The following is a 12,508-nucleotide window of genomic DNA, read 5'->3' on the forward strand; positions in this document are numbered from 1 at the left end:
GCGACACCGAGCGAATCGTCTCCGTCGACCCCGGAGAAGGCAGGAAAGCTCCCCGTCTCAAACGGGCTGCTCCGCTCGGAACGATCATGGCGCAGGAGCGCGGCGCGATGCCCGGCATCTATAGTGACTATGATGTGTTTCATATTTTTTACAATGAAGAAAGTCGGGGGATAGTGAAAGTAAAGAAACAGATCGCGATTCGAAAAGTGCATACGCTCGGCCCGGAGGGATCGAACCTGGAAGCAGCATCCTGGGAAATGGCTTCAGCATGCGGGCATCGAAGGCAGCGTGGAGCTGCACAACACTGTCGAAGACGCCGTAGCCGCGCTCGACAACCCGGGCGAAGCAGTCATGGCATGCGCAGCGTACCCCGCGCTTCACAACGTGGTCTTCCAGAACCTCGGCACTCTGACGATCGTCGACGCCTTCCTCATGCCGACGCACTCGATGATCTCGGCTACCCGTCCGGGCACCGACCCGGATGACATCGTCACCTATGCGGCCCACCCGGCACCGCAGTCGCTGGTTCCGAAGTCCGCCCAGTGGACGCCCAGCACCAGTAAATCGCAGGCCGCGTCGGACTGCGCAGAAGGGCGCACGGACGCGTGCATCACGACATCGGCGGCGGCCGAGCGATACGGACTGGTCACGATCGAGGACCACGGACCCGTGGATATGCCGTTCACGCTGCACGCGGCCCCGTCATCACGACACAACTGATATCGACACAGTGAGACGAGGAGAAGAACATGAGCACAACCCTGGCCTGCATGGTGCGATCCGAGCATGAGGAGCGCGCGGCGCGCATCCGGGAGGAGATCGTTCCGCTCGTGGACGAGTTCCGACTCCGTCAGACGGCGACCGGCAGCATCGTCGAGCCGGCCGATCACGACGTCGCGCTCCTCACCGCTATCCGGGACGCCGTCGCCGAGACGTACCGCGACATGGGCCGCGAGGATAAGGCGGATGCTTTCAGCGCGGACGTCGACGACTGGCTCGCGCACAGCCTGGACGCGAAGCCGCACTTCGACCGGGTGCGCGATGCGTTCCGTCGAGTCGGAAACGGGGAGAGCGCCCTCTTCGTCGGCGTGACCCGCGCGACCAACAGCACGACGCCTTCCGGTGTGCGCCTGGAGCTCTTCTTCGTGCAGCACCATCAGTCGCAGCTGCTCGTCGCTGTCGAGGAGAAGTACCCTCATCAGAACGACGTGCATATGGACGTCATCCTGCTCGCCGGCCCGGAGGGCTTCGCACTCGGGAACTGCCTGGTATTCTTCCCCGAGAGCGTCGCCGCCCTCAACAAGATCGAGCGCCAGCACTACGCCGTGTTCTTCTTCAGCAAGTTCTATGACATCCACGGGACGATCACAGCAGAGAACGCCAACAGCCTTCTCGCTCCCGGTCAGGGGCTGGACAGCTCCGCTCGGCTCGACCCGTACCTCAGCTACCAGGTCCGCAGCCTCTGGGGATACCTCCACGACCGCGTCCACGCCCACTTCACGGGGCCTTGGTCGATGGCCGACAACGCTGTCCTGAAGATGCACTGGTACATCGGCGTCCTCGAGGAGATCAAAGTGGACGTCAAGCTCATTCTCATGGCCCGCAACGGCGACGTCCCCTTCATCGATGAGCTGTTCACGATGATCGTCCTGGAGCGCATCTTCCGATACCCCCTCGAGCCGCGACCCGAGAGGAACTTCGACGCGGGAACCGGCTTCTTCCTGTTCTCGTACCTGTTGGAGAAGGAAGCGCTCCGCCTTGAGGACGGGCTGGTCGCGATCGACCAGGGGTGCGCGATCGACGCTCTCGAGACGCTCGTGGCCGAGATCGAGGCGCTCGAGCACCGCTCCACGACCCCGGACGAGTACCGGGCGAACGCCACGCAGATGGTGCGGCGCCACCTGGCTGAGGGCGAGGACCCGAAGGACAAGTTCGCACTGAACCAGGAGCAGCGCCTTTTGCGCACGCATGTCGAGCTGTTCGAAGAGCGGCCGCCGCTGGCCTTCTCCGAACTGGCCGCAGCGTGAGCGGCCGCCGCGCCCACGGCGAGGTTGTCGTCCTCGTGCATCCGCGGCGTCAGCTGGATGACGCCGTCAGGAGCGCGGAACATGCGGGCGTCGGCCTGGTCATCGTGTCCCGGGCCGAGGAAGTGGACCTGTGGCGCGCTGGCGAGCCCGGCCCGATCGCCGGGGTTGAGGTCTGGTCGAATGGTCCCGAGGACGCGGGGTTCGCCGATTTCCTCGTGGCGGTGATCGAGCGGTACAGTGCCCAGGGTATCCTCGGAGTCCACGAGGCTTCTCTGCTCGCTGTGAACGAGGCGGCTGCACGGTGCGGGCTGATCGGGCTCGATTCCGCTGTCATCGCTCGTCTTCGAGACAAGGGGGCGACCAGGGTGGCGCTGGCCGAGAACGGGCTGCCGGTTCCGGGGTTTGTCTCGGGTCCCGTCGATGAGCGCCTGCTCCGTGCGGCGCGAGAGCTGCGGCTTCCCGTCGTCGTCAAGCCGTCCAGAGGCTTCTCCAGCGCGGGAGTCCAGAGGGTCGACCGATACGAGCAGCTCGCCGACGCCAGCCAGCGCGCGGTCGCGGCGATGCTGGACGTGGGCGTACACACACGGGACGTCGTCATCGAGGAGTACGTCGGAGGTCCCGAGTACGCGGTGGAGTCGATATCGTTCGGCGGTCACATCCGCGTTCTCACGGTCGGTTACAAGGGCAATTCCGAACGATCGTAAGGACCGTACTTCGAGGAGTCCATATACCAGGTTCCCTCCGGGCTGACGGAAGACCAGGAGGATCAGGTCCGCCGGACGGTCGAGAGGGCGCATCGTGCTCTGGACGTGGAGAATGGGCCGACGCACACGGAGCTCCGGCTCGACTCCGACGGCGTCCCGTACATCCTGGAGATCGGCGCACGGGTCGGCGGCTCTGGAGTGTCGCACGCCATCGTCGAGTCCGCGACGGGCGTGGACTTCTTCGCCGAGGCGTTCGCTGTGGCGCTCGGACGCCGCCCAGGCTCGTTCGGAGCCCCGGCGCCCGGGTATGTGAACGCTGCGGGGAACTACATCAGTCCCCTGCCGCGGAAGCGGCGTAATCCGCGAGATCCGCGGTCTTGAGAAGCTTAGGGGGCATCCCTCGGTGATCTCGGTGATTCAGATGATGCACCCCGGCGACGTTGTGCGGCCGTATCCGGATTTCACCGGGTACCCCGCCTTCGTCCTCTCGGCGCACGCCGCCTACGAGGAGCTGATCGGGTTCCATGAGCTGCTGGACCGGGAGATCGAGGTGGTCTACGAATGATCCCCATTACCGAGGTGTGGGTCGACGGGAGGATCGTCCCGCGCGAGGAGGGCGTCCTTCCGGTCATGACGCATGCGCTTCACTACGCCGGAGCCGTGTACGAGGGCATAAGGGCCTATGACGGCGTGCCGTTCGAGCTCCAACGGCACGCTGAACGGCTCGCTGCGTCCGCTGCGCACCTGAGGTTCAAGCTCCCCCTGAGTGTGGAACTGATCTGCGAGGAGACGAGAGACTACCTAGGTGTGATGTCCAGGGGGGTTGTTTCGGCGATACGGTCGTGAGGAGTTGAGGGGCGAGGGCCTCCGGTTGTGAAGTGGAGCTGTTCAGTTCAACCGCTTCACGATCCAGGAGGCCTTCGTGTCCCACGTTAACGCTGCTCTCACACCGCGCGCTCGTCTGCGCCTTGCCAGGCTCATCGTCGAGGACCATTGGCTGGTCTCCGTCGCAGCGAAGATGTTTATGGTCTCGCCCGTTACCGCGCGGAAATGGGCGGCGAGGTTCCGCGCCGAAGGCACGGGAGGGATGACCGACCGGTCTAGCCGCCCACGATCGATGCCAACGCGGACGCCGTTGCCCGTGCTCAAGCGGATCGTGCGGGCGAGGTGGCGACGACGCCTGGGGCCGGTGCAGATCGCCGGCGAGCTTGGCCTTCCCGCCTCGACCGTCCACGCCGTCCTGGTGTGCTGCCGCATCAACCGGCTCTGCACCATTGATCGGGTCACGGGCGAGCCGATCCGTCGCTACGAGCACGACCACCCTGGATCGCTGATCCATGTCGACGTGACGAAGTTCGGCAACATCCCCAACGGCGGCGGCTGACGATTCGTCGGCCGCGTCCAGGGCGAACGCAACCGGGAAGCGACCGCCACCCGCACGAAGAGCAGGAACCACCGCTACGAGCCACGGTTGGGCACCGTGTTCGTCTACACGATCATCGACGACCACTCCCGCGTCGCCTACGCCGAGATCTGCTCCGACGAGAAGGCGGACACCGCGATCGGTGTCCTGCGGCGTGCTGTCGCCTGGTTCGCCGACCGGGATGTCAGCGTCGAACTCGTCCTCTCGGACAACGGCTCCGCCTACAAGTCCTACGCCTGGCGAGACGCCTGCACAGAGCTCGGGATCAGGGCGAAGAAGACCCGACCATACCGACCACAGACCAACGGGAAGATCGAACGCTTCCACCGCACACTCGCCGACGGCTGGGCCTACGCCCGGTTCTATGGTTCAGAGGCCGAACGACGAGAAGCACTCCCCGGCTGGCCCCACTTCTACAATCATCACCAGCACCACTCCGCCATCAGAGCCCCACCCATTAGCAGAATCGACAACAACCTCCCTGGACATCACACCTAGCGACGGTTCCTGCTAGACTCTCTGATGCACTCTGCTCGCCGGAGTGACTACGCGTGCCCGCAACCCTCTCGTGAGGGCGGGCGCTCCACCGCCGGTCTCCTCTCAGCCAGCACGGTCTCCGTGCCGGATTCGGGGGGAGCGGGGAGCGCGGGGCACCAGGAACGGACGGCCGTGGGCCGTCCCGATCAACCGCCAACAGAAGGAGAACGGCAAATGGCCGTCGTCACCATGCGCCAGCTGCTCGACAGCGGCGTCCACTTTGGACACCAGACCCGTCGCTGGAACCCGAAGATGAAGCGCTTCATCCTCACCGAGCGCTCGGGCAGCTACATCATCGACCTCCAGCAGTCGCTGACCTACATCGATAAGACCTACGACTTCGTGCGCGAGACTGTCGCTCACGGCGGCACCATCCTGTTCGTGGGAACCAAGAAGCAGGCGCAGCAGGCGATCGCCGAGCAGGCGACCCGCGTCGGTCAGCCCTACGTCAACCAGCGCTGGCTGGGCGGTCTGCTGACCAACTTCCAGACCGTCTCCAAACGCCTCGCCCGCATGAAGGAGCTCGAGGAACTCGACTTCGAGGGCACCACCAGCGGCTTCACCAAGAAAGAGCTGCTGATCAAGAAACGCGAGCTGGACAAGCTGCACAAGTCGCTCGGCGGCATCCGCAACCTGTCGAAGACGCCGAGCGCGCTCTGGGTGGTCGACACGAAGAAGGAGCACCTCGCGATCGACGAGGCGAAGAAGCTGGGGATTCCGGTCATCGCCATCCTCGATACGAACTGCGACCCCGACGAGGTGCAGTACCCGATCCCGGGCAACGACGACGCGATCCGCTCCGTCTCGCTGCTGACCCACATCGTCGCCGACGCGGCGGCCGAGGGCCTCATCCAGCGTCACCAGAAGCCGGAAGAGGGAGTGGAGGCGGCTGAGCCGCTCGCCGAGTGGGAGCAGGAGCTCCTCGCTCAGCCCGCCGCCGAGGTCCAGGCCAGCGCCGAGACCGAGAAGGCAGCGGACGCCGACCTCGCCGAGGCCAAGGCGGACTCCGCCGCCGTCGTCGCCGAGGGCGAAGCAGCTGCCGACGCGGTCGCCGAGACTCCGGCCGAGTAACCCCACCATTCATCTTCGAGTCAGAAGGTTCCAGTTACGAACATGGCAAACATCAGCATCGCTGACATCAAGGCCCTGCGCGAACAGCTCGGCACGGGCATGGTCGACACTAAGAAGGCCCTCGAGGAGGCCGGTGGCGACCTCGAGAAGGCCACCGAGATCCTGCGCCTGAAGGGCGCGAAAGGCAACGCCAAACGTGCCGACCGCTCCACCAGTGAGGGGCTCGTCGCCGCTAAGGAGAACGCCAACGGCACCGCCACGATGATCGAACTCGCGTGCGAGACCGATTTCGTCGCGAAGGGCGAGAAGTTCGTCGCCCTCTCGGACACGGTGCTCGACGCGATCGCCGCGGCCGGCTCCACCACTATCGAGGAGGCGCTGGCCGCTCCCGCCGGGTCGCAGACTGTCGCCGAGTTCATCGGTGACGAGGCCGCGATCCTGGGCGAGAAGATCGAGCTGCGCCGTGTCGCCGTCGTGAACGGCGAGCACGTCGCGATCTACCTGCACAAGACCTCCAAAGATCTGCCGCCCCAGGTCGGTGTCGTGGTCGGCTACGCCGGCGACGACACGGAGACCGCGCGGTCGATCGCTCAGCACATCTCATTCGCCAACCCGGCGCACCTCACCCGTGAGGACGTCCCGGCGGAGGAGGTCGAGAGCGAGCGTCGCATCGTCAAGGAGATCTCGCGCAGCGAGGGCAAGCCGGAGGCAGCCCTCCCGAAGATCATCGAGGGCCGTCTCGGCGCCTTCTTCAAGCAGGTGGCCCTGCTCGAACAGGAGTACGCCCGCGACAACAAGCTCACCATCAGCCAGGTGCTGAAGGACTCGGGTCTGACCGTGTCCGGGTTTGCCCGGTTCAAGGTCGGCGCCTAAACATGTTGCGAAGGAGTCCGGATCGTGTCGTACGATCCGGACTCCTTTTCTGTGGGCGCACTCGACGCGCGCATGAGGTTTGATGGAACACACGGAAGGACTTCGAGACAGGTATGACGATGGCAGACAAGAGGCGAAGGGTCCTTCTCAAACTTTCGGGTGAGGCGTTCGGCGGCGGCCAGCTCGGAGTCAACCCCGACATCGTCAGTGGAATCGCGCGTGAGATCGCCCAGGCGGCCACGGACGTCGAGATCGCGATCGTCGTCGGCGGCGGTAATTTCTTCCGCGGCGCCGAACTGTCGCAGCGCGGAATGGACCGTGGGCGTGCCGACTACATGGGGATGCTGGGCACCGTCATGAACTCTCTCGCCCTCCAGGACTTTCTCGAGCAGGCCGGCGCGGAGACGCGCGTGCAGTCGGCCATCGAGATGATTCAGGTCGCCGAGCCTTACATCCCGCTCCGTGCCGAGCGGCACCTGGAGAAGGGTCGCATCGTGATCTTCGGCGCCGGTGCCGGATTGCCCTATTTCTCCACGGACACCGTCGCCGCCCAGCGTGCTCTGGAGATCATAGCCGATGTGGTTCTCGTCGCCAAGAACGGCGTCGATGGGATGTACGACGACGACCCCCGCACGAACCCGGATGCCCGCAAGATCGACCAGATCAGCCACCAGGAAGCGCTGAAGCAGAACCTCAAGGCTGTCGACTCGACGGCGCTCAGCCTGTGCATGGACAATGGCATGCCGATGCGCATCTTCGGCATGGAGCCCGCTGGCAACGTCACCGCCGCCCTGCTGGGCGCCGAGATCGGCACGCTCCTCGGCTGAGCATGCGAGCCCTAGACTAGACAACGATTCACCGATCTGAAGGAGTGACCGTGATCGCGGATGTGATTTCCGACGCCAGCCAGCGTATGAGCAAGACCCTCGAGGCGGCGAAGGAGGATTTCGGCACCGTGAGCGCTGGCCGCGCGAACCCGGCTCTCTTCCAGAAGGTGCTGGTCGACTACTATGGCTCGCCGACGCCGCTCGCGCAGCTGGCCGGTTTGCAGAACCCCGAGGCCCGCGTCCTGATCGTCACCCCGTACGACAAGGGCGCGCTCAAGGAGATCGAGAGGGCGATCGTCACCATGCCGAGCATGTCGGCCAACGTCGGCAACGACGGCGAGATCGTGCGCGTCACCCTTCCGGAGCTTACCGAGGACCGCCGCAAGGAGTTCGTGAAGATCGTCCGCGGCAAGGGGGAGGACGCCAAGGTTGCGATCCGCAACATCCGCCGGAGGGCGAAGGACGAACTGGACGCTCTGAAGGGCGAGGTTGGGGACGACGAGGTCGCGCGGGGGGAGAAGGAGCTGGAGGCCCTCACCCGGACGAACGTCGACCTCGTCGACGAAGCCCTCAAGCGCAAGGAAGCCGAACTCCTCGAGGTCTGAATGAGCGAGGGGAGCGGCACCGGCACACCGGCAAAGGGCAGACGAGGAAAAGCGCTCTCGCGCGAGGAGATCCGCGCCCAGGTGCAGGCGACCCGTGCCGATTTCGAGCGGCAGGTGCAGGCTCGCAAGGCGCGGCTGGACGCTACGAGTGAGAAGATCGAGCAGCGCACCGGCCGCAATCTCATCCTCGCGATCCTGATTGGCCTGGTGGTCAGCGGGCTCGTTGTGGTGAGCCTGATCTTCATCAAGGAGCTCTTTCTCGTCTTCGATGTGACGATGGCGGGTTTCGCCGCTTTCGAGCTGACACAGGCGCTCCGGGGCGCGGGCCGGCGGGTGCCACGCATCCCGACAGTGATCGGCGCCGTCGCGATCGTCCCGGCGTCGTTTTTCCTGAACGCGGGCGGGCAGCTGGTCTCCCTCGCCGCGGGCGTGGCCCTGGTCATCGTCTGCCGACTCGCCGAGGAAGCTTTCGCCGGCGCGGCGGGGCGCGGCGGTGGTGAACTCGTCCAGGATCTCACCTGGAGCGTCTTCGTGCAGATGTACGTGTCGCTGCTGGCCAGCTACGCCATTCTGCTGCTCGCGCAGGACCACGGCGAGTGGTGGGTGCTCGGGTTCGTCATCCTCGTCGTGGCGGTGGACACCGGAGCCTACGTGAGCGGTCTGACCTGGGGCCGGCATCCGATGGCGCCGACGATCAGCCCGAAGAAGACCTGGGAGGGGTTCGCCGGCGCGGGCGTCACCGCGGTGGCCGCGGGCGTCCTGGTGTCGGTCTTCATGCTCGGGCAGACCTGGTGGTTCGGGATCGTCTTCGGTCTCGTGATGCTCCTCACAGCGACTTCCGGAGACCTCGCAGAGTCTCTCGTCAAGCGGGATCTCGGCATTAAGGACATGAGTTCGTGGCTGCCGGGCCACGGGGGGTTCCTGGATCGTCTGGACAGCATCCTGCCCTCGGCGGCGGCGGCTTATGGTCTCTTCCTCATCTTCTCCTGACAGAATGGACCGGTGAGCACCTTTCCCCGGAGCCCCAAGAAGCAGCTCGGATACGACATCGACGAGGTCGACGACTTCCTCGCATCGGCCCGGCACGCCTACGATGGCGTCACCGGACTGACCGCACAGGAGATCCGCCGAACAGCGTTCCCCATGAGGAAGGGCGGCTATTCCCCCCCGCATGTCGATGCGGCTCTGGAACGTTTGGAGGACGCGTTCGCTGCCCGTGAGCGCGAGAATGCGCGCGCTGCGAAGGGCGATGCGGTCTGGTATAAGGAGGCGCGCGCCACCGCGCAGGTCATCATCGACCGGCTCGAGCGGCCGCTGGGCCGCCGCTTCCAGCGGATGAGCTTTATCGCTCTCGGGTACAACCGGCAGGATGTGGACCGGTTCTCTGCGCGCCTGGTGAAGTACTTCCAGGAAGGACGTCCGATGAGCATCGAGGAAGTGAGGACGGTGACGTTCCGCGAGCAGCGCGGCGGCTACCGCGAAGCCCAGGTCGACCTCCTCTTGGACAGCGTCACCGATGTGATGCTGGCTGTCCGCTGAGTCTGGCTGTTCTCTGAGGATGGGCATGGGTTCTTGGAAAGTCAGGACTTCTTCGTTATGGTGTTGTCATCGTGGGTACAGAGACAACCGAGATCGTTCCGCTGAACCCGGCCAATCCGGTCGGTTTCGCTTTTAAGCGTTCTCAGCGTCCACACATCCGTTCGCGCACGGCGGTCTGGAGCTTTGCCTTCACCGCAGCGGTCGGCTTCGCCCTCGTCAACGTCGTTGACCCGTACTCGGGCTCGGCCGCCTCGCCCGCGTACGCCGACACACTGCGGGCGATCGGCCAGACGTCGCGCTATGGCGACGCTCCCGTGCAGAGCCTGACCGCTCCGGACGCGCAGGGTCTGACCGTCACACGCGACGCGGTCGGGGTCAAGTCAAAACCGAAACCGGAACCGGCTCCTACTCCCGTTGCCACCGCGGTGCAGAAGCCGTCTTCCGCCGGGTCGAGCAGCGCTCCCGCCGTTGGTTCCCCGGACCCGGGCTCCGCCCAGGCCATCGCGTACCAGATGCTCCAGGCGCGGGGGATGGGCGACGACCAGTATGCCTGCCTCGTCTCCCTGTGGAACAGGGAATCCCACTGGAACGTGTACGCCCACAACAGCGGAAGCGGCGCGTATGGCATCCCGCAAGCCCTCCCCGGCAGCAAGATGGCTTCGGCCGGGCCGGACTGGCAGACGAACGCCGCCACGCAGATCACCTGGGGGCTCGGCTATATCTCCGGCCGCTACGGAAACCCCTGCGGCGCGTGGAGCCACTCCCAGTCCAACGGCTGGTACTGAGCGCTTTAGACTGGGGGAATGTCCCGCAGCAGGCCTTCTCGTCGTCGTTCCGGCGGCGGTCACGAGGACGAGGAGACCGGTCTGGACCGGTTGCTCGCCGGCTGGCGGCGTATCGAGACACGGCGCGGCACGGAGTGGAACGTGCAGCCGGTGTCGGCCGCTCAAGCGCAGAAGAACTACAGCTGCCCCGGATGCGGCCGTGGGATCGTGCCCGGTGTGGCGCACATCGTGGCGTGGCGCGCAGACGGTGTGCTGGGAGACGCGGCCGACCTGGCCGCCCGTCGGCACTGGCACATCTCGTGCTGGCGAGCCGTGTGACGCAGAGGAGAGCAAGTGACAACGGCCCCTGTCGAGATCCGTGGCGGCGTCGAGCTGCCGGCACGGCGCGAGGACATCGAACTGCGCACCCGCGATGGGTTGACGCTCCTGGGCGAGCTGGCGAGCCCACTGGAGCGGGACCCGCTCGCGACTCTCGTCACCCTGCACCCGCTGCCCACCGCGGGCGGGTTCATGGACTCACACATCCTGCGCAAGGCGGCCTGTCGCTTGCCTGCTCTCGCGGACATCGCCGTGCTGCGGTTCAACACGCGGGGGACCTCCTCGCCCCGAGGGCGCAGCCAGGGTGAGTTCGGGGACGGGATCGAGGAGCGGTACGACATGGAGGCGGCGATGACGTTCGTCGCCGAGCGCGGGCTTCCGCATCCGTGGTTGCTCGGCTGGTCGTTCGGGACGGAACTCGCTCTCCTGCACGGCCGTGACTGTCCGGTGGAGGGCGTCATCCTGCTCTCGCCACCGCTGCACCGTGCCAAACCGGAGCACTTGGCGGCCTGGGCGGGGGACCAGCGGCCGATCGTGGCGCTCATCCCGGAGCATGACGATTATCTGCGACCCGCCGAGGCGGCGGAGCGGTTTCGTCCGCTGCCGCAGATCGAGCTGGTGGCGGTCGCAGGCGGCAAGCACCTCTGGGTGGGGGAGAACCAGACCCGGCGTGTGCTCGATGAGGTCGTGGCACGCCTCAACCCGGCGGCGGTTCCGCTGCCGACGCACTGGCCGCCGGCTCCGTAGCCTTACGCGGTCAGAGCTCGTTCTGGCGCGGGACCAGGACCTGCTTGATGATCAGCAGGATGGCGGCTGCGAACGGGATGGCGACGAGCGCACCGAGGATGCCGAGCAGCGTGCCGCCGGCGAGAGCGGCCACGACGACGACCGCGCCCGGGACCGAGACTGCCCGGTTCATGATGCGCGGGCTGAGGACGTACGCCTCGACCTGCATGTAGACGATGTAGTAGACAGCGGCGGCGATCGCGGTCGGCGGTCCGGAGAAGAGGCAGACGAACACGATGATGACCGAGCCGGTGATCGTTCCGACCAGCGGGATCAGCGAGAAGAAGAAGGCGATCGACGCGAGCAGAATCGGGAACTTGGCGCCGATGACGCTCAGGAAGATCGTGGAGAGCACGCCGTTGACGAGTGCGAGCACGACCTGACCCATCACGTACTTGCCGACGGAATCGGTGATCTGGTCGCCGATGTCCGCGAACCGGGAGCGACGGGAGGCCGGCACAAGCTGGTATCCCGCGCGCTTGATCGACGGCAGGGAAGCGGTGAAGTAGATCGTCAGGATGATGACGATGACCACGCCGAAGGCGCCCTGGACGATCCCGATGCCGGTCTGCAGGACTTTGGAGGTGATGTCGGGGAGGTTCTGCTGCAGCCACTGGGTCACAGCGTCGATGTTCTGCTGGTTGACGATCGTCGGGAACTGGTGCTGCAGCGTGAGGAACCACTTCTCGGCGTCACCGTTGCTCACCCAGGAGACGGTGTTCTGAACCAGCTGAGTTGCCTGGCCGACGGCGACCGGGACGATCGCCCAGATCAGGCCGACGAAAGCTCCGATCACGATCACCAGGGTGGTGATCAGCGCGAGCCAGCGCGGAACCTTGCGGCGCTCGAGGAAGACGATGAGCGGCTCGATGCCGAGCGCGAGGAAAAGCGCGGCACCGATGTAGGTGATGATCGTCGCGAGGCTGACGATGGAGGTCAGGATGAGTATCCCGAGCCCTACCCCGAGAGCCCCGATGAGACCGACGCGGAATGGGTTCTGGATCTTCACTGAT

General features: G+C 65.6%; 14 protein-coding genes and 2 pseudogenes. 15 read left to right on the forward strand and 1 reads right to left on the reverse strand.

The genetic code is table 11. The features are described 5' to 3' along the window. Positions 1-288: 288 nt before the first annotated feature. The 15 genes and pseudogenes from LXX_RS06135 to LXX_RS06200 all read left to right on the forward strand — a co-directional run bounded on the left by LXX_RS06135 (position 289) and on the right by LXX_RS06200 (position 11,456). Positions 289-720, forward strand: coding sequence for a hypothetical protein (locus LXX_RS06135; protein WP_011186080.1), 432 nt, complete (start codon positions 289-291; stop codon positions 718-720). Between the two features lie 29 nt (positions 721-749). After that, a complete protein-coding gene (locus LXX_RS06140) occupies positions 750-2,027 on the forward strand; it encodes a DUF6421 family protein (protein WP_011186081.1) in 1,278 nt (425 codons plus the stop codon). Positions 2,028-2,308: 281 nt separating this feature from the next. After that, positions 2,309-3,112, forward strand: a pseudogene (locus LXX_RS15510) (acetyl-CoA carboxylase biotin carboxylase subunit family protein). Positions 3,113-3,134: 22 nt separating this feature from the next. Further along, the gene (locus tag LXX_RS14255; RefSeq protein ID WP_011186082.1) at positions 3,135-3,296 is read left to right on the forward strand and encodes a hypothetical protein; all 162 of its coding nucleotides are present in this window, start codon (positions 3,135-3,137) and stop codon (positions 3,294-3,296) included. Continuing rightward, positions 3,293-3,577, forward strand: a complete 285-nt coding sequence (locus LXX_RS06150) for an aminotransferase class IV (protein ID WP_041767520.1) — start codon at positions 3,293-3,295, stop codon at positions 3,575-3,577. The genes LXX_RS14255 and LXX_RS06150 overlap by 4 nt, the downstream gene beginning before the upstream one ends. A 76-nt stretch (positions 3,578-3,653) precedes the next feature. Next, positions 3,654-4,652, forward strand: a pseudogene (locus LXX_RS06155) (IS481-like element ISLxx4 family transposase). Between the two features lie 213 nt (positions 4,653-4,865). After that, complete coding sequence (rpsB, locus tag LXX_RS06160) at positions 4,866-5,762, forward strand: 30S ribosomal protein S2 (protein ID WP_011186083.1); 897 nt, start codon at positions 4,866-4,868, stop codon at positions 5,760-5,762. Positions 5,763-5,804: 42 nt separating this feature from the next. Beyond that, the gene (tsf, locus tag LXX_RS06165) at positions 5,805-6,635 is read left to right on the forward strand and encodes a translation elongation factor Ts (protein ID WP_011186084.1); all 831 of its coding nucleotides are present in this window, start codon (positions 5,805-5,807) and stop codon (positions 6,633-6,635) included. Positions 6,636-6,748: 113 nt separating this feature from the next. Beyond that, the gene (pyrH, locus tag LXX_RS06170) at positions 6,749-7,462 is read left to right on the forward strand and encodes a UMP kinase (protein WP_011186085.1); all 714 of its coding nucleotides are present in this window, start codon (positions 6,749-6,751) and stop codon (positions 7,460-7,462) included. A 50-nt stretch (positions 7,463-7,512) separates the two neighbouring features. Beyond that, on the forward strand, positions 7,513-8,067 hold the full coding sequence (gene frr, locus LXX_RS06175; RefSeq protein WP_041768277.1) for a ribosome recycling factor: 555 nt from the start codon (positions 7,513-7,515) through the stop codon (positions 8,065-8,067). Then, entirely contained in the window at positions 8,068-9,057 is a 990-nt protein-coding gene (locus tag LXX_RS06180) for a phosphatidate cytidylyltransferase (protein ID WP_081423101.1), read from the forward strand. Between the two features lie 12 nt (positions 9,058-9,069). After that, positions 9,070-9,606: a DivIVA domain-containing protein gene (locus LXX_RS06185; protein ID WP_011186088.1), complete on the forward strand. Its 537-nt coding sequence runs from the start codon at positions 9,070-9,072 to the stop codon at positions 9,604-9,606. 71 nt (positions 9,607-9,677) lie between these two features. After that, positions 9,678-10,391 carry a lytic transglycosylase domain-containing protein gene (locus LXX_RS06190; protein WP_011186089.1) on the forward strand — a complete coding sequence of 238 codons (714 nt, stop codon included), beginning with the start codon at positions 9,678-9,680 and terminating at the stop codon, positions 10,389-10,391. A gap of 18 nt (positions 10,392-10,409) precedes the next feature. Further along, a complete protein-coding gene (locus LXX_RS06195; protein ID WP_011186090.1) occupies positions 10,410-10,709 on the forward strand; it encodes a hypothetical protein in 300 nt (99 codons plus the stop codon). Positions 10,710-10,724: 15 nt separating this feature from the next. Next, positions 10,725-11,456, forward strand: coding sequence for an alpha/beta hydrolase (locus tag LXX_RS06200; RefSeq protein ID WP_011186091.1), 732 nt, complete (start codon positions 10,725-10,727; stop codon positions 11,454-11,456). 10 nt (positions 11,457-11,466) lie between these two features. On the opposite strand, the gene LXX_RS06205 is transcribed toward LXX_RS06200, so the two are convergent. After that, entirely contained in the window at positions 11,467-12,504 is a 1,038-nt protein-coding gene (locus tag LXX_RS06205) for an AI-2E family transporter (RefSeq protein ID WP_041767521.1), read from the reverse strand. Between the last annotated feature and the right edge of the window lie 4 nt (positions 12,505-12,508).

Origin of the sequence: Leifsonia xyli subsp. xyli str. CTCB07, from assembly GCF_000007665.1 — a bacterium.
GTDB lineage: Bacteria > Actinomycetota > Actinomycetes > Actinomycetales > Microbacteriaceae > Leifsonia > Leifsonia xyli_C.

What these genes read in the sequence shown, in the direction of transcription:
- LXX_RS06195 (WP_011186090.1), top strand. Translation starts at nt 10,410, where the DNA reads ATGTCCCGCAGCAGGCCTTCTCGTCGTCGTTCCGGCGGCGGTCACGAG.
- tsf (WP_011186084.1), top strand. Translation starts at nt 5,805, where the DNA reads ATGGCAAACATCAGCATCGCTGACATCAAGGCCCTGCGCGAACAGCTC.
- pyrH (WP_011186085.1), top strand. Translation starts at nt 6,749, where the DNA reads ATGACGATGGCAGACAAGAGGCGAAGGGTCCTTCTCAAACTTTCGGGT.
- LXX_RS06140 (WP_011186081.1), top strand. Translation starts at nt 750, where the DNA reads ATGAGCACAACCCTGGCCTGCATGGTGCGATCCGAGCATGAGGAGCGC.
- rpsB (WP_011186083.1), top strand. Translation starts at nt 4,866, where the DNA reads ATGGCCGTCGTCACCATGCGCCAGCTGCTCGACAGCGGCGTCCACTTT.
- LXX_RS06150 (WP_041767520.1), top strand. Translation starts at nt 3,293, where the DNA reads ATGATCCCCATTACCGAGGTGTGGGTCGACGGGAGGATCGTCCCGCGC.
- LXX_RS06180 (WP_081423101.1), top strand. Translation starts at nt 8,068, where the DNA reads ATGAGCGAGGGGAGCGGCACCGGCACACCGGCAAAGGGCAGACGAGGA.